The organism is Terrisporobacter hibernicus (genome assembly GCF_020809405.1).
GTDB classification, from domain to species: Bacteria; Bacillota; Clostridia; order Peptostreptococcales; family Peptostreptococcaceae; genus Terrisporobacter; species Terrisporobacter petrolearius.
Genome location: NZ_CP081135.1, coordinates 2213524 through 2230835 on the forward strand (window position 1 = coordinate 2213524; position 17312 = coordinate 2230835).

A 17312-nucleotide genomic window follows, 5' to 3' on the forward strand; every position below is an offset into this window, starting at 1 on the left:
TTGGTTGTAATTTTAATGAAATATGTTTAAAATTAGATTTGAAAGGAGATATTATGGATACAAAGAAAGACAGAGTATATAATATGTTAAAACGACTTGAAAATCTAAAATACAGATTAATTATGGATTCTTTATTGATAGGTATTATAGTGGGATTAGTAATTGTAATACACAGAATGCTATTATTGAAAGCAAGCCCCCTGTTTATAAATTTATACAATAAAGCTACAGAAAATATAATATTAATACCTATTGTATTTTTAATTTTAATTTTTTTAGGATTTATAGTTGGTAAAATGGTAAAAAAAGAGCCTATGATAAGCGGTAGTGGTATTCCTCAAGTTGAGGGAATATTAACTAGAAACTTAAAACAAAATTGGTTTAAGGTATTGGTTTATAAGTTCATAGGTGGGTTAATTTGCTTAGGAGCAGGACTTTCTCTTGGAAGAGAAGGCCCATCGGTACAAATGGGAGCTTGTATTGGTGAGGGAATTTCGGAGAAAAGCAAAAAACTAGAAAATGAAAAGAAGTATTTAATAACAAGTGGAGCAAGTGCAGGTCTTTCTGCAGCATTTAATGCACCCATATCAGGTGTAATGTTTTCTTTGGAGGAAACTCACAAAAACTTTTCACCATTAGTACTATTATCAGCAATGATAGCATCTTTAACTGCTGATTTTATTTCAAAAAATTTCTTTGGTATGGCACCGTCCCTACATTTTTCAAAATTAAATTCTCTACCTTTAAAATATTATTGGGGTTTGATAATCCTTGGTATAATTATAGGTATTAGTGGAGTTATATTCAGTAGTGGTCTTTTAAAAACTCAGGATCTATATAAAAAATTAAACACATCTGTAGAGATAAAATGTATTATTCCTTTTGTAATGACAGGAATAATAGGAATGTTATGTCCTATAGTTCTAGGTGGAGGCCATGATTTAATCATGACCTTAAAAGAAAGTCAATTTACTTTAATATTTTTATTTTCATTAATAATTATAAAATTCCTATTTACATTTATTAGTTTTGGATCTGGAGTTCCAGGAGGAATATTCTTCCCACTACTAGTTTTAGGAGCCTTAGTAGGTAATTTTGTAGGACTTATATATGTTAAATATTTAGGAATACCAGATGTTTATTTAGTAAACTTTATTGTTCTTGCAATGGCAGGTCATTTTGCATCAATAGTAAAAGCACCTATCACAGCCATATTGTTAATTTCTGAAATGACAGGTTCATTAAATCATTTATTAGCCTTAGCTGTAGTTGTAATAGTTTCTCAATTAACTTCAGATATTTTAAATTCTGCGCCAATTTATGAAAGTTTACTTAGTAGAATCTTAGCTAAAGGTACTAATAAATATGAAGGTAGAGCAGGAAAGAAAACATTAATAGAAATAGTAGTACAAATATATAGCGATCTAGATAATAAAGAAATAAAAGATATACAATGGCCAGAGAATTGTTTAGTTGTATCAATACATAGAGGTGAAAAAGAAATTTTGCCTAGGGGAGATACAAAAATTTATGCAGGAGACTTATTAGTAGTAATGACAAATGAAGAGAGTTCTTCTTGCATGCTAGAAGATATATCAGAAATGGCATCTACGGTTTAATAAATAATTAAAAATTAGAATTAAGGAGTGATTTGGTGAATAATTTAACATTGACTAAATCACTCCTTTTTGAGTTTTAATATAGTATGCTATAATTGACTGCAAATAACGGATAATCGTAAATTGAAAGGGAGAATAGTTGTGAATAAAAATATAAAATTACTTATAGTACTAAGTATTCCAATAATATTAGCATTATCTCAATGGGGACTAAGTTTTTCTGCAGTATTTATAATTGTATCAAATGTACTTATATATTTATTAATAAGTGCTAAAAATATTGCTTATAAAAATAAATATACAAAAGTAATATACAAAATTTATAAAGTAGTAATGATATTATTTATAACATCGTTTATTTTATTGGAAAGTGCAATAATCATAAATATGTATATGGCTAAGGATATAAATTCTACAAATAGTATGGACACGATGATAGTTTTGGGGGCTAAAGTAAATAAATATGGTGTGTCTAAGACTCTAAAACAAAGGTTAGACAAAGCAATTGAGTACTATAATGAAAATAAACATATAAATATAATTGTATCTGGTGGCCAAGGTGAGGACGAAGTAATGACTGAAGCATGGGCAATGAAAAATTATCTTGTAAAAAATGGAGTAGATGAAGATAATATAATATTAGAAAATAAAGCAACTACAACTTTGGAAAACATAATGTTTAGCAAAGAGATAATGGAAGATTTAAACTTAGAAAATAAAGCTTTAATCGTTACCAGTGATTATCATTTATTTAGGGGAAGATTTATAGCGAATATTTTGGGAATTGATAATGAAGGTTTGTGTTCAAAAAGTAGTTTATCTAGTAGGATATATTACATGATAAGGGAGTACTCGACAAGTGTTATAGACTTTTATAGAAGTATAAAAATTAGCTTTTTTAGTTGACTTAAATAAGCTATATAGCTAGGTGAAAATAATCTAGTTATATAGCTTTTTATGTTCAATAATTTAAATATTATTAAGTTCTTTTTTAATAATAAAATCACATAAAGAATAAATATTATCTTCTAAAATATTATCATTGAATTTAAGTGGAATAATTTTCGATAAATTATAAAATAATATGTTATTTTTGTCTCTATCTATACCTTTATTGATATTTATTTCCAGAGAAATATTATTATTTTGGCATATTATAGAATAATTGTCGTTGTATATTGAAATATTATGGTGTTCTCCAGTGAAAATAAAATAATTCATACATAATTTTTTTGCATTTAATTTGTAGTTTAAAGGAAAAATTTTAAGATTATAATTACTACCACCTAGTTCTATTAAATCCAACTTTTCTTTTATTAAATCTTTAATATTTATAAGTTTACTTAAATTATAAATATCTTCGTAATTATGTAAAAGAATAGTATCTAGAAGCTTATGGTCTTTGTTTTTAACAAATTCTTTATATAATTTTACGCTTTCTCCACCATCTATAACATCATCTCTATGAATATTAAAGTATGTTTCAACTGAGTTTAAACTACAATCCTCTAAGCCTAAAGGAGATTTAAATGGTTTTATAAATCTAAAAATATCAAAGTCATCTTCTTTATTTAAATTAAAATCAATGTGGTGTTTTTTTAATCTATAATTTACAAATCCTATATCAAAACTTAGGCCATTATAAGTTACATGTCTTTTGAAACATTTAATATTATGAACAAAAGCTAGAAGTAATTCTTTTTCTTCCTCTTCATTTTCTGCAAAAAATTGTTTAATAACAGTCTTATCTTGGCAATTATATAGAATACCTATTAAAATAACTTTGCAAAATTTTGGATTTAGTCCAGTAGTTTCAATGTCGAATATAAAGGTGTCATTATTCATGTTTAATTTTTCACCTATTAGTATTTTTTCTATAATTTTCATGATATTTCTCCTTTTTTCAATTTTGTACTATAATAGACGTTGAATAAAGTAATTTAATCATATATTAAATAGAAATGATAGTAAATGTAATTTTATAAATAAATAGACAAATACTTCAAGGTGGGAAAAGATGATTGATAAAGATAAATTAAACGAAAACCAAAGAAAAGCAGTGGAGCATGTAGAAGGACCATGCATGGTATTGGCTGGGCCTGGATCAGGTAAAACAAGAGTTATAACTTATAGAATAGCCAATATGATAATGAATAAAAATATTCCTCCAACAAGAATATTAGCAATAAGTTTCACAAAGAACTCTTCCATGGAAATGAGAAACAGAGCTCTTCAAATTTGCAAGGATAGTAGAATAAATAAAGTTACTTTTGGAACATTTCATGCTATTTTTTATAAAATTTTAAGATATTTTGGAAGATACGAGATGAATAGTATTCTTGATGAAAAAACAAAAAGAAATACTATTAGAGGCATACTTAAAAATCTAAAAGTAGAAAATGGCGAAGATGATGAAACAGTTGGACAAGTTATAAATGAGATTTCTTATGTTAAAAATGAGCTAATGGACAAGCAAGATTTTGAATCAGAAATTTTAACAAAAGATGAATTTACAAATACTTACAATATGTACGAAGAATATAAGGAACAAGTTAAAAAAATAGATTTTGATGATATGTTGCTGAGAACTTATTATTTGTTGAACCAAAATAAACAGGCTTTAGATATGGTTAGACAAGTTTATAAATATATTTTAGTAGATGAGTTCCAGGATATAAATAGAGTGCAATTTGAAGTACTAAAACTAATGTCAAATCCAAATAACAATATATTTGTTGTAGGAGATGAAGACCAAAGTATATATGGATTTAGAGGTTCTAGACCTGATTTTTTATTACAGTTTGAAGAGTATTTTAAATGGACAGAAAAGATTTTGTTAGATATTAATTACAGATCTAAAAAAGAAATAATTGATGTATCTAATAAATTAATAGAAAAAAATGTGAGCAGATATGATAAAACTATAAAATGCAATCAAGGTGAAGGTGCAATAGTAAATTATATTAAACCAAAGGATTCAGAAGATGAGGCAATTCAAATTGGAAAAGAAATTTTAGAAGAAATTAAAAAGGATTATGTAGAATATAGGGATTTTGCAGTGATCTACAGGACAAATATTCAATCTAGAGCTCTTGTAGATGTGTTTATGGACATGAGGATACCTTTCACAATAAAAGACTCAATAGTGACAATATACGACCACTGGGCAGCAAGAGATATCTTATCTTACTTAAAAATTGCTGTAAAAAAACATAGCAATGAGGATTGGATAAGGATTATTAATAAACCTTTTAGATATATATCTAGAGATAATTTGAATCAAATTAAAGAAGACAAAGACTTTGTAAATGCTTTAATAACAAAATGTAATCTTCATCCAAAGCAAGTGAAAACTATAAATGATTTGGATATTGATATAAGTTATTTAAAACATCAATGTCCACAAGATGCCATATCATATATAAGAACAACCTTAGATTATGATAAGTATATTTTAGATTATTGTGTTAATAGAAAAATAAAGACAAATGGATTAATAGAAATTTTGAATGAGATAGAAAGTTCTGCATCTAACTTTGAAAATATTGAAGAATATCTAGATCATATAGAAAAAGTTAAGTCAGAATTAGAGCAAAATCAGTATAAAAAGGAATTAGATGGAGTAGTATTTACTACCATGCATAGCGCTAAGGGACTTGAGTTCAGATATGTTTATATTATAGGAATTAATGAAGGAACAATTCCTCATGAAAAGTCTTATGATGTTGATGATGATGACAAAAAGGCTGACCAAATAGAAGAAGAAAGAAGGCTTATGTATGTAGGTATGACTCGTGCAGAAGAAAGTTTAACCTTAAGTTCTCCCATAAATAAATACGGCAAAAAAGCTTATGAATCAAGATTTTTGAATGATATAAAAAACCCCACAAAAGAAGAGATGAAAAGTGTTAAAATTGGGGATAAACTTTATCACAAAAGTTTTGGAAATGGAAGAATTGTGGGTAAAGATGGGGATATGGTACAAGTTAAGTTTAAAAATGAAGAAAAAACTTTAGATTACAAATTATGCATGAGAAATAATATTATAAAGCAGCTATAAATAAAAACATGAACAAAAATTCAAAAATTCTGAAATTTATTATTGACAAAGGTAAATTATCTGACTATAATCTTATTAATAATTTGAAAAAGAAAATTCTATGAAAAAGAGAGTAGCCTAAATGGAGTTACAGCGAGTTAGGGTATGGTGTAAGCCTAATAATAAAGTTTAGAGTGAAGAGAGCTTTGGAGAAGATTATCAGAACTTAAGTATGATAATAGGTAGCGCCTGCCTTAAGGGTTTGAGTGGATAGGTAAGTGCACTGCCTATCAACAAGAGTGGTAACGCGGTTAATTCGTCTCTTAGTCATTATGACTAAGGGACTTTTTTATTTTGGAAAACTAAGTTAATTATATAAATGTATAAAGGGAGGATATTGAGATGAAAGGATTAAAGAAAATATTAGGGTTAACGTTGGCTGCAATGATGACAATGTCATTAGTAGGATGTTCAAGTGGTGGAGATAAAGGAGATAAAACTGAGGTAGCGGATAAACTTCAACAAATTAAGGATGCAGGAGTATTGGTGGTTGGAACAAGTGCAGATTATGCTCCATATGAATTCCATAAAAAAGTTGATGGAGAAGATAAAATAGTAGGGTTTGATATAACTATGGCAGAAGAAATAGCAAAAGATTTAGATGTTAAAGTTGAATATAAAGATATGGATTTTGACGGATTACTTGGAGCTTTAGATGCTGGAAAAGTTGACATAGTATTATCAGGAATGACTCCAAATGAAGAGAGAAAGAAAAGTGTAGATTTCTCTGAATTATTTTATGAAGATAGCAATGTATGTATAGTAAAAAAAGGTAAAGAAGATATGGTTAAATCAGCAGATGATTTAAAAAATTTAAAAGTGGGTGTTCAAAGTGGAACAACTCAAGCAGATTATGTAACTAACACATTAGGTATGACTAGTGCAAAACAACTAAAAAGAATTCCAGATTTAATGATGGATCTTAAAAATGGAAATATAGATGTTATAGTGACTGGGAAAAATGTTGCTAATATAAATATAGGTCAATACGATGGCTTATCAATAGGAAAAACTACAGTTGGTCAGGAAGTTGCAGAATCAACAGCAGCAGCTATAAAAAAATCTACAGATGATTTTGATAATACTTCTTTAGTGAAATCAATAAATAATACAATAAAAAGATTAAAAGATGAAAAGAAAATGGATGGATATATGCAAGATGCATTAAAATTAGCAGAAAAATAGTCAATATAATTGGGAGATGGAAATATGGATTTTAGTAGATTAAATGGATATTATAACTTACTTTTTGAAGGATTAGGAGTTACTATATCGATTTCAATAATTGGCGTAATATTAGGTCTTATGCTGGGGTTATTAATATGTCTTATGAAAATGTCTAATTTCAAGATATTAAAACTTATAGGATCAGCTTACGTGCAAATATTAAGAGGTACACCTTTATTGGTTCAAGTATATATTGTTTATTATGGATTACCTCAGTTCGGGATACAATTTCCTTCAATCGGGCCTTTAAGTAGCGAATTTATAACAGGAGCATTTGCATTATCTATAAATTCAAGTGCATATGTAGCAGAAATATTAAGATCTGGAATACAAGCAGTTGACAAAGGCCAAATGGAAGCAAGCAGATCTTTAGGACTTGGGTATTCAGATACAATGAAATTTGTCATTATACCTCAAGCAATCAAAAATATATTGCCAGCTCTTGCTAATGAGTTTATAACTTTGGTAAAGGAATCCGCAATAATTTCTGTTATAGGCATTCAAGACCTTATGTTTAAAGCTTCTATAATTAGAACATCTATTGCCAAGCCATTCGAACCATTTATTGTAGCGGCAATAATGTATCTTATAATAACTACTGTATTATCTAAATTAGTAGGTATGTTAGAGAAAAAACTAGCTCAGTCAAATTAGAATAATATAAGGAAAAGTGATAATATGATAAAAATAAATAATTTGCATAAATCATTCGGAAATTTACATGTGCTTAAAGGCATAGATTTACACATTGATAAAGGTGAAATAGTTGCCATAGTAGGTCCCAGTGGATCAGGAAAAAGTACAGTGCTTAGATGTATGAACTTACTTGAGGAGCCTACTGAAGGTGAAATAATATTTGAAGGTAAAAACATAACAGGTAAAAAAGTTAATATTGATGAAGTAAGACAAAATATAGGAATGGTTTTTCAAAACTTCAACTTATTCCCTCATATGACTGTTTTAGATAATATAACTTTAGCTCCTAGTAAAATAAAAAAATTAAGTAAAGAAGAAGCAAATAAAAAGGCTCAGATACTATTAAATAGAGTAGGATTACTGGATAAAAAAGATGCATATCCATCACAACTATCAGGTGGTCAAAAACAAAGAATCGCCATAGCTAGAGCTTTGGCAATGGAGCCTGACATGATGTTATTTGATGAACCAACATCAGCACTAGATCCAGAAATGGTAAAAGAAGTTCTTGATGTTATAAAAGAACTAGCTAATGAAGGTATGACTATGGCAATAGTAACTCATGAAATGGGATTTGCAAAAGAAGTAGCAGATAGAGTTATATTTGTAGACGGTGGAAAAATAATAGAAGAAGACACACCGGAAAATGTGTTTAATAATCCTGTTAATGAAAGAACAAAAGAATTTTTAGCCAAAGTTTTATAAGTATATTATTATAAAAAAACTTCCAGATTATCTTTGGAAGTTTTTTTATTGTAATAAATTAAGGTATACAATATTACTGTAATTTAATTGGATAATACTAAATTTTTTATAAATTAAATAATCTTAATAATATATTCCTTTTTCGAAATAATCTTTAAGTTCATCAAGATTATTAGTTTTACCTAATGCTAACATTAATTTGATTCTTGATTTATGCCCGTTCATATCACCAGCGAATATACATCCTAAGTTTCTTAAATCTCTTCCTGATCCTAAATATCCGTAAGAATCATATACTCTACCAGTTGAGCATCTAGAAGTTATAACAACGATAACTCCTTTTTCTCTAGCATATTTAACACCTTCATACATTAATGGAGGTACGTTTCCTCTTCCCATTGCTTCTATTATAATACCTTTATATCCCATATCTACAGCGTGATTTATAAAAGTACAATCCATTCCTATTCCTGATTTGAATAGGGCAACTTTAGTTTCTACTTTATCAGTATCAATAAAAGTTCTAGAGGCCACATTTTTAAATAGTAAGAGCTCGTTACTATCAACTATGCCTAAAGAACCTTTACCAGGTGATTGGAAAGTGTTTAGAGCCATAGTATCTGTTTTAGTAGCTTCAGACGCTAATAGCACTTCGTTGTTTAATACAACAAGAACACCTTTGTTTTTCGCATTTTCTGATATAGCAACACAAATAGCTGATGACAAGTTGTTTGATCCATCATACCCAAGTTCAGAACTACTTCTCATAGCTCCTGTAACTATAACAGGTTTTTCATGATTTATTATTAAATCTAAGAAATAAGCAGTTTCTTCTAGACTATCCGTACCATGAGTTATTACAACTCCACATATATCTTCTCTGTTTAATAATTCTAAAATAGCAGATTTTAATTGAATTAGTTTTTCAGGTGTCATATGAGGTCCTGGAATTTCGTCAAAGTCTTTTATTTCAAAATCAGCAACATCTTTAACGTTAGTTGCCATAGACATTATTTGTTCTCCTGATAAAGATGGTACATTTGCACCGATTTCTTTATCTATTGTCATAGATATCGTTCCACCAGTAAATAGGATACCTACCTTTTTTTTAGTAGACATAATATTACCTCCTTAAATTTGAATACTACTTTAATTATACCAAAAATACAAAATAAAAATTATTATTTTTAAAGAAATTTCAGTATTTTACTTTAAAATTTAACACAAAAAAAGAGCTGGGGAAGCTCTTTTTTTATTCTGATAAATTAAATCTAATTCGTCTTAGACATAATATATATCTATTCATAAAAAGGGGTATTGAATAGAAACTTTAATTGGGTTATCAAGGGGATAACTACTTATATATAATAGCAATATTCGACAAAAAATGCAACATAATTTTACAAATTTCTTAGAAAAATTTTTTGATTATATTTATAGCCTAAAATGTTAATACAATTAATATGTATTTGTAAAACTTTATACTATAAGATTAAAAAATAAGTCTAAAAATGGTATAATAAAAAATGCTGATATTTTTGACGAATTAATTAAAGTATATAATTGATGGATATATTAATAAAAAATATATAAGAGGACGGTGTAGTAAATGGAAATTTATTTAGATAATAGTGCAACTACAAAACCTTATGAAGAGGTAGTAGAAGAAATGGTGAAAGCTCTTACTACAGAATACGGGAATCCTTCTTCATTGCATAAAAAAGGTATAGAAGTAGACAGAAAGATTAAAGAAATAAGACAAAATATAGCTAGAAGTTTAGGCGCGAAGGATAAAGAAGTATTTTTCACATCAGGAGGAACTGAGTCTAATAATACAATTATTAGAGGAGTTGCTTATAATTTTAGAAAAACAAAAAATCATATAATATCTACTAATATAGAGCATCCATCAGTACTAAGTACATTAGCTGATTTAGAAAAAGAAGGATTTGAAATAACACTATTAGAAGTTGATGAAAGTGGGAAAATAAGTGTAGAAGATGTAAAAAATGCAATAAAGCCTTCTACTATATTGATTTCTACAATGCACGTTAATAATGAGATAGGAAGTATTCAACCAATTGAAGAAATAGGAAAATACCTAAAAATTTTAGATCAAAAAATATACTTCCATGTGGATTGTGTTCAATCTTATACAAAAGTAAAATTTAGACCAACTAGATATAATATTGATTTTATGACTGTAAGTGGTCATAAGTTTCACGGACCAAAAGGAATAGGATTTATGTATATTAAGGAAAATAGTAAACTAAAACCTATTATAACTGGTGGAGGTCAAGAATCTAGTGTAAGATCAGGAACTGAAAACGTGCCAGGAATTTATGGTTTAGGAAAAGCAGTAGAAATAATGAATAAAGATTTAGATAGTAAGATTGAAAAAATACAAAATCTAAAAGTACTATTGAAAAAAGAAATATTAAAAAATATAGATGGTGTAAAAATAAATTCACCAGAAAATGGAGTTTGTCACATATTAAATGTTTCTTTTGAAAACATAAGAGGAGAAGTGTTACTTCACTTCTTAGAACAAAAAAATATTTTTGTATCTACAGGTTCAGCATGTTCTTCTAAGAAGAAAGGAAGCCATGTACTAAATGCAATTAAGCTTAAACCAGAAGAAATAGAAGGTGCAGTAAGATTTAGTTTATCAGATTTTAATACAGAAGAAGAAATTTTAGAAACTGTAAAAGTACTGAAAGACTCAATAAGTGACCTAAGAATGATAATAAAAAGACGATAATAAGAGGTGGAATATGTATAATTCAATTATAGTGAAATACGGAGAAATAGGAGTAAAAGGAAAGAATAGATATATTTTTGAAAATAAATTAATAAAAAATATAAAAAATATGTTAAAGTCAATGGGTACATTTAATGTATACAAAGAATATGGAAGAGTGTATGTTGATTTAGCTGATTATGAATTTGAAGAAGTTTGCGAAGAAGTTAAAAAGGTATTTGGTGTAGTTGGAGTATGTCCAGCTGTGAAAGTTCTTAGAAATAATGATGAGGATGTAGAAGCTGCTTACGAAAAATTAAAAGAAACTGCTCTTATAGTTTTAGAAGATAAAATAGCAAGTGGAGCTAAAACATTTAAAGTAGAAAGTAGAAGAGGAGATAAATCTTTCAGACTAACTTCTCAAGATATGAGTATGGATATAGGTGGATATCTACTATCTAAAGTAGGAGATAGAATAACTGCAGAAATGCATAAGCCTGAAGTTAAAATAAAATGTGAACTTAGAGAAAGTAATGTTGTAGTTTATAGTGATACTGTTTCAGGTTATGGAGGACTTCCAATAGGAACTAATGGTAAAGCCATGTCTTTATTATCAGGTGGAATTGATTCACCAGTTGCAACATGGATGGTTGCTAAAAGAGGTATGGAAGTAGAAGCTATACATTTCCATACATATCCTTTTACAAGTGAAAAGTCACAAGAAAAAGTAAAAGACTTAGCAAGAATATTAGCTAAATATGTTGGAAGAGTAAGACTTCACAAAATAAACTTACTTGAAATACAAAAGGCTGTAGGTTTAAATTGTAGAGAAGAAGAAATGACTATAATTTCAAGAAGATTTATGATGAGAATAGCTGAAAGAGTTGGAATCCAAAGAAACTGTGATGCTTTAATAACAGGAGAAAGTATAGGACAAGTTGCATCTCAAACTATACAAGGATTAACTTGTACAAATGCTTCTGTAAGCTTACCAGTATTTAGGCCGCTTATAGCTATGGATAAGAGTGAAATCATAGATATAGCCAAGAAAATAGATACTTTTGAAACATCTATAATACCAGAAGAAGATTGTTGTTCAGTATTTGCTCCTAAGAAACCTGTAACTAAGCCTAGATTAGAAAGAATAGAGGATTCAGAAAAAGCGCTAGATGTTGAAAAATTAATAGAAGATGCCATAGCTAATATGGAAGTGGAAGTTATAGAATTCTAAAAAAGTAGTAATACTATGGTATACTTTTCATGCAAAAAAAGTATACTGAAAATATAAAATGTGTATGATAATATTAACTTATAAAACATTAATGAGTAGATGTTTTTGTATTTGGTATTTGGAAATAGTATAAATTGGCCGAAAATATTTCCAAAATAATTGAAGTGTTTGTAGTAAAAAAGGTGGAGTGAATAGGGTACACTCCACCTTTTAGTGTACAAAATATAATAAATAATACAATTATATTAAAAAAATAATAATAGAAATATAAGTCTTAGATAATATTATACCTAAGGCTCTTTTATTTATAAATAAATGAAATGGTGTATTAATTAGTAAGTTTTTAATTTAAAAAAGAAGCCTTATAATAAGACTTCTTTTGTTATTTTATACAAATATTTATATAGTTAATTATTTTTTACTATTGAATACTTTAACACCGTGCTTTTCGATGATTTCAGCAGCTCTAGCCACATCATCAGAGTTAGCATCTCTAACGTCTTTTAATTCGTAATCAATACCCATGTTTTCCCATTTGTGAACGCCCATAGTGTGGTATGGTAAGATCTCTAATCTATCTACATTATTTAGAGAGGCAGCGAATTCACCAATTTTAGATAAGTTTTCTTCACTATCTGTTATACCAGGTACTAACACATGTCTTAACCAAATTGGTATATGTCTTTCGTCTAAATACCTTGCTAATTTTAAAGTTTTTTCTATACCAACACCAGTTAATTTTTTAGCTTCCTCTTCATCTATGTGTTTTATATCAAGTAGTACTAAGTCAGTGTTATCAAGAACTTTCTCGATTTTTTCTATATCAACAAAACCAGAAGTATCTAAACAAGTATGAATATCTTTTTCTTTAGCTTTTGCAAATAATTCAGCAAGGAAATCTGCTTGTAAAGTAGCTTCTCCACCAGATGCTGTTATTCCACCACCAGATGATTTCCAATAAGAAGAATATCTAGATACATTTTCTATTAATTCTTCTGCTGTGTATTCAGTTCCACCTTTTGTATCCCAAGTATCTCTGTTATGGCAGTATTTACATCTTAATGGACATCCTTGAAAAAATAATATACTTCTTATTCCAGGTCCGTCTACTGTTCCAAATGTTTCTATTGAATGGATTCTTCCTTTAGTCATATTGCACCTCGTAAAATTAATTATTAAAACTAAAAAAGATAAAGAATATGTATACAAAATTTAAAATTAAGAAGATTATAGATTAACTGCATAAATAAATCTATAAAATAAGAAGATTTCATATATTTTATATCTTGACTTTTTAAGTTTTGATTATTTATGTTAATTTTCTAATTATTATTACCAAAAAAATTGATTTTTTATAGTAAAAGGGTAAAATAAAAAGACTAAAATGAATTTAGTCTTTTTACTTGTATTTTATCAATTAAGCTTAAGCCATTTTTCCGTGGAATGTTCTGTTTATAACATCTAATTGTTGTTCTTTAGTTAATTTGATGAAGTTAACAGCGTATCCTGAAACTCTTATAGTTAATTGAGGATATTTTTCTGGATGTTCCATAGCGTCTTCTAAAGTAGATCTATCAAATACGTTAACGTTTAAGTGATGAGCTCCATCAGTGAAGTATCCGTCCATCATTGATGAAAGGTTAGAAACTCTTTCGCTCATATCTTTTCCTAAAGCACCTGGTACTATAGAGAAAGTATTAGATATACCATCTTGAGAATGCTCGTATGGTAATTTAGCAACTGATGCTAATGAAGCTAAAGCTCCGTTAGTATCTCTTCCGTGCATTGGGTTTGCTCCTGGAGCAAATGGAGCACCAGCTCTTCTTCCATCAGGAGTGTTACCAGTTTTCTTACCGTAAACAACGTTTGAAGTTATTGTTAATATAGATTGAGTATGAACAGAATTTCTGTAAGTTTTGTTTTGTCTTATTTTGTTCATGAAATCTTGTACTAATTGTACAGCTATATCATCAACTCTATCATCGTTGTTTCCGTATTTTGGATAATCTCCTTCTATTTCGAAATCAACAGCTACACCAGCTTCGTTTCTTATAGTTCTAACTTTAGCATGTTTTATAGCAGATAATGAATCAGCAGCAACTGATAAACCAGCTATACCACAAGCCATAGTTCTGAATACGTCTCTATCATGTAAAGCCATTTCTAATGCTTCATAAGAATACTTATCATGCATGTAGTGGATTACGTTTAATGTATTTACATATAAGTTTGCTAACCATTCAGTGAAAGGTTCAAATCTAGCCATTACTTCATCGTAATCTAAGTATTCTGAAGTTATTGGTTCGAATCTTGGTCCTACTTGAGCACCTGATTTTTCATCAACTCCACCGTTTATAGCGTATAATAAAGTCTTAGCTAAGTTTACTCTAGCTCCGAAGAATTGCATTTGTTTACCGATTCTCATTGCAGATACACAACAAGCTATTCCGTAATCATCTCCCCAGTAAGTTCTCATTAAGTCATCATTTTCGTATTGAACTGAACTTGTATCTATAGATACTTTAGAACAGAAATCTTTGAATCCTTGTGGGAAGTCTTTTGACCAAAGTACAGTTAAGTTTGGTTCTGGAGAAGGTCCTATAGTGTAAAGAGTATTTAAAACTCTGAATGAGTTTTTAGTAACTAATGTTCTACCATCTAAACCTTGTCCACCTATTGATTCTGTTACCCAAGTTGGGTCACCAGAGAATAAGTCATTGTATTCTGGAGTTCTTAAGAATTTAACCATTCTTAATTTCATTACGAAGTGGTCCATTAATTCTTGAGCTTCTTCTTCTGTTATAGTTCCAGCAGCTAAATCTCTTTCGAAGTATATATCTAAGAAAGTAGAAGTTCTACCTATTGACATAGCAGCACCGTTTTGGTCTTTTATAGCTCCTAAGTAAGCGAAGTATAACCATTGTACAGCTTCTCTTGCGTTAGTAGCTGGTACAGATATATCAAATCCATAAGCAGCAGCCATTCTTTTTAATGCTTCTAAAGCTTTTATTTGATCAGATATTTCTTCTCTTAATCTTATTACTTCTTCATCCATGCAAGAAACATCAAGAGAATCTTTTTGATTTATTTTGTCTTCTATTAATTTATCAACACCATATAAAGCAACTCTTCTGTAGTCACCTATTATTCTACCTCTTCCGTAAGCATCTGGAAGACCTGTTATTATACCAGATTTTCTAGCAGCTCTCATTTCAGCAGTATAAGCATCGAATACACCTTGGTTATGAGTTTTTCTATACTTAGTAAATATTTCGCTTATTTCTGGATCACACTCGTATCCATAAGCTTTACAAGAAGTTTCAGCCATTCTTATTCCACCGTAAGGCATAACAGCTCTTTTAAGTGGTGCGTCAGTTTGGAAACCAACGATAGTTTCTTTATCTTTATCTATATATCCAGGTGCGTAAGCATCTATTGCAGAAACAGTTTTAGTGTCAACATCAAGAGTTCCACCATTTTCTCTTTCCTTTTTGAATAATTCCATTGCTTCATCCCATAATTGCTTAGTGTTTTCAGTAGCACCAGCTAAGAAAGAAGCGTCTCCTTCGTATGGAGTGTAGTTAGCTTGGATAAATCCTCTAACGTCTATTTCTTTAGTCCATCTTCCAGTTTTAAAACCTTGCCATGCGTTCATTAAGATATCCTCCTAAAAGTGATTATTACTATTTAATATAAATAATTAGTTAATTAATGTTGTAATTCAATAAGTAACAACAAATATATTCTAACATAAACAAAGTATATTGTATACAAAAAATATATTGTAAAAACATTATGCCTTTATAATTAAGAATTATATTTGACTTGTTATACTACATAAATACCCCCTATTTAATGGACTAAACAATATTTTATAAAATAGTTAAAAAATTATTTTAATCAGCCCTAAAATGTGAAAAGCATCAGTGAAAAAAAGATATCTACTTTTGATAAAGAAATATTTTGGTGCATAAAGATTAAGTTTTTGAATAGCTATAAATATAGGGGGGAATAGCATGACTTTAGTTATAATTTTATTTTTGATTGGATTTCTTTTAATCACCAAAGGTGCCGACATATTTATAGAGTGTACAGTAAAGATTGGGAAAAAAACTGGAATATCAGAGTTGATTTTAGGTGCTACCATAGTAAGCTTTGCAACTACATTACCAGAGTTGACCGTTTCTGTGTTTGCATCCATAGACAATCATACAACCATGAGTTTGGGAAATGCTGTTGGTTCTATAATATGTAATACAGGATTGATTTTAGGTTTAGTAGCATTTATTAGCCCTTTTAAAGTTGATAAAAAAATGTTTTTTTCTAAATCAGTTATATTATTAATTTGTGTAATAGCTTTAATGATTTTAGGGACTAATGGAACTATAACACAAGGAGATGGAATACTATTAATTATATTGCTTTCTATTTATATGTACTCAAATATAAAAAGCGTATCGGGTAAAAACAAAGTTGGTGGCCTAAGTAATAAGAAAGCAGATTCTTGCAATAATAGTAAAACCAATAAACATGAGAGTTTAAAAATAGGAGCCTTATTTATACTTGGATTGATAATGATGGTTATAGGTTCCAAATTGCTAGTGGATAATGGAGTAAAACTTGCTAGCTACATAGGAATTCCACAAGGAGTAATCAGTTTAACTGTAATAGCTCTAGGTACATCTTTACCTGAACTAGTATCTTCATTAACTGCAATAAGAAAAAATCACCATGGAATATCGGTAGGTAACATATTAGGAGCTAACATACTAAATATTACTTCTGTTATAGGAATTTCGTCATTAATTAATGATTTGCCTATATTAGCGCAAAACATAAGGGTAGATTTTGTATTTATGACAATTCTTTTATTAACTTTAATAATACCAACAATTAGAAGTAGCAAAATATATAGATTGCAGGGTGTAGTATTACTAGGAACTTATATAGTTTACATAGCTACAATATATTTTACATACTTAGCATAAAGAAAAA

At 28.7% G+C, this 17312-nt stretch carries 13 protein-coding genes and 1 other annotated feature; of the genes, 9 read left to right on the top strand and 4 right to left on the bottom strand.

Annotated elements, in window-relative coordinates; genetic code table 11:
- The first annotated feature begins 53 nt into the window (after positions 1-53).
- On the top strand, positions 54-1619 hold the full coding sequence (locus JW646_RS10950; protein ID WP_074919934.1) for a ClC family H(+)/Cl(-) exchange transporter: 1566 nt from the start codon (positions 54-56) through the stop codon (positions 1617-1619).
- A gap of 141 nt (positions 1620-1760) precedes the next feature.
- On the top strand, positions 1761-2525 hold the full coding sequence (locus JW646_RS10955; protein ID WP_228415205.1) for a YdcF family protein: 765 nt from the start codon (positions 1761-1763) through the stop codon (positions 2523-2525).
- 63 nt (positions 2526-2588) lie between these two features.
- Here the strand turns inward: JW646_RS10955 and JW646_RS10960 are convergent, their stop codons facing one another.
- Positions 2589-3506, bottom strand: a complete 918-nt coding sequence (locus JW646_RS10960) for a ribonuclease H-like domain-containing protein (protein WP_228415206.1) — start codon at positions 3504-3506, stop codon at positions 2589-2591.
- 130 nt (positions 3507-3636) lie between these two features.
- On the opposite strand from JW646_RS10960, the gene JW646_RS10965 reads away from it, so the two are divergent.
- From JW646_RS10965 to JW646_RS10980, 4 genes are all read left to right on the top strand, one after another.
- Complete coding sequence (locus tag JW646_RS10965) at positions 3637-5679, top strand: ATP-dependent helicase (RefSeq protein WP_228415207.1); 2043 nt, start codon at positions 3637-3639, stop codon at positions 5677-5679.
- A 91-nt stretch (positions 5680-5770) separates the two neighbouring features.
- Positions 5771-5985, top strand: a binding site (T-box leader).
- Between the two features lie 75 nt (positions 5986-6060).
- Positions 6061-6903, top strand: coding sequence for a transporter substrate-binding domain-containing protein (locus JW646_RS10970; RefSeq protein ID WP_228415208.1), 843 nt, complete (start codon positions 6061-6063; stop codon positions 6901-6903).
- 24 nt (positions 6904-6927) lie between these two features.
- Complete coding sequence (locus tag JW646_RS10975; RefSeq protein WP_228415209.1) at positions 6928-7599, top strand: amino acid ABC transporter permease; 672 nt, start codon at positions 6928-6930, stop codon at positions 7597-7599.
- A gap of 24 nt (positions 7600-7623) precedes the next feature.
- On the top strand, positions 7624-8346 hold the full coding sequence (locus tag JW646_RS10980; protein ID WP_228415210.1) for an amino acid ABC transporter ATP-binding protein: 723 nt from the start codon (positions 7624-7626) through the stop codon (positions 8344-8346).
- Between the two features lie 123 nt (positions 8347-8469).
- On the opposite strand, the gene JW646_RS10985 is transcribed toward JW646_RS10980, so the two are convergent.
- Positions 8470-9465: an asparaginase gene (locus JW646_RS10985; protein WP_074919928.1), complete on the bottom strand. Its 996-nt coding sequence runs from the start codon at positions 9463-9465 to the stop codon at positions 8470-8472.
- 490 nt (positions 9466-9955) lie between these two features.
- Between JW646_RS10985 and JW646_RS10990 the strand changes: the two genes are divergently transcribed.
- Together JW646_RS10990 and thiI are read left to right on the top strand one after the other, a co-directional pair.
- Positions 9956-11107: a cysteine desulfurase family protein gene (locus JW646_RS10990; RefSeq protein WP_228415211.1), complete on the top strand. Its 1152-nt coding sequence runs from the start codon at positions 9956-9958 to the stop codon at positions 11105-11107.
- 13 nt (positions 11108-11120) lie between these two features.
- Positions 11121-12317, top strand: coding sequence for a tRNA uracil 4-sulfurtransferase ThiI (thiI, locus tag JW646_RS10995; protein WP_148558201.1), 1197 nt, complete (start codon positions 11121-11123; stop codon positions 12315-12317).
- 411 nt (positions 12318-12728) lie between these two features.
- On the opposite strand, the gene pflA is transcribed toward thiI, so the two are convergent.
- Both pflA and pflB read right to left on the bottom strand, forming a co-directional pair.
- Positions 12729-13469, bottom strand: coding sequence for a pyruvate formate-lyase-activating protein (pflA, locus tag JW646_RS11000; RefSeq protein ID WP_228415212.1), 741 nt, complete (start codon positions 13467-13469; stop codon positions 12729-12731).
- A 271-nt stretch (positions 13470-13740) separates the two neighbouring features.
- Positions 13741-15972, bottom strand: a complete 2232-nt coding sequence (gene pflB, locus JW646_RS11005; protein ID WP_074919924.1) for a formate C-acetyltransferase — start codon at positions 15970-15972, stop codon at positions 13741-13743.
- 361 nt (positions 15973-16333) lie between these two features.
- Here pflB and JW646_RS11010 point away from each other — a divergent pair, with 361 nt between their 5' ends.
- Positions 16334-17305, top strand: a complete 972-nt coding sequence (locus JW646_RS11010) for a calcium/sodium antiporter (RefSeq protein WP_228415213.1) — start codon at positions 16334-16336, stop codon at positions 17303-17305.
- Positions 17306-17312: the final 7 nt, after the last annotated feature.

What these genes read in the sequence shown, in the direction of transcription:
- JW646_RS10950 (WP_074919934.1), top strand. Translation starts at nt 54, where the DNA reads ATGGATACAAAGAAAGACAGAGTATATAATATGTTAAAACGACTTGAA.
- JW646_RS10960 (WP_228415206.1), bottom strand. Translation starts at nt 3,506, where the DNA reads ATGAAAATTATAGAAAAAATACTAATAGGTGAAAAATTAAACATGAAT.
- JW646_RS10965 (WP_228415207.1), top strand. Translation starts at nt 3,637, where the DNA reads ATGATTGATAAAGATAAATTAAACGAAAACCAAAGAAAAGCAGTGGAG.
- JW646_RS10970 (WP_228415208.1), top strand. Translation starts at nt 6,061, where the DNA reads ATGAAAGGATTAAAGAAAATATTAGGGTTAACGTTGGCTGCAATGATG.
- JW646_RS10975 (WP_228415209.1), top strand. Translation starts at nt 6,928, where the DNA reads ATGGATTTTAGTAGATTAAATGGATATTATAACTTACTTTTTGAAGGA.
- JW646_RS10980 (WP_228415210.1), top strand. Translation starts at nt 7,624, where the DNA reads ATGATAAAAATAAATAATTTGCATAAATCATTCGGAAATTTACATGTG.
- JW646_RS10985 (WP_074919928.1), bottom strand. Translation starts at nt 9,465, where the DNA reads ATGTCTACTAAAAAAAAGGTAGGTATCCTATTTACTGGTGGAACGATA.
- JW646_RS10990 (WP_228415211.1), top strand. Translation starts at nt 9,956, where the DNA reads ATGGAAATTTATTTAGATAATAGTGCAACTACAAAACCTTATGAAGAG.
- thiI (WP_148558201.1), top strand. Translation starts at nt 11,121, where the DNA reads ATGTATAATTCAATTATAGTGAAATACGGAGAAATAGGAGTAAAAGGA.
- pflA (WP_228415212.1), bottom strand. Translation starts at nt 13,469, where the DNA reads ATGACTAAAGGAAGAATCCATTCAATAGAAACATTTGGAACAGTAGAC.
- pflB (WP_074919924.1), bottom strand. Translation starts at nt 15,972, where the DNA reads ATGAACGCATGGCAAGGTTTTAAAACTGGAAGATGGACTAAAGAAATA.
- JW646_RS11010 (WP_228415213.1), top strand. Translation starts at nt 16,334, where the DNA reads ATGACTTTAGTTATAATTTTATTTTTGATTGGATTTCTTTTAATCACC.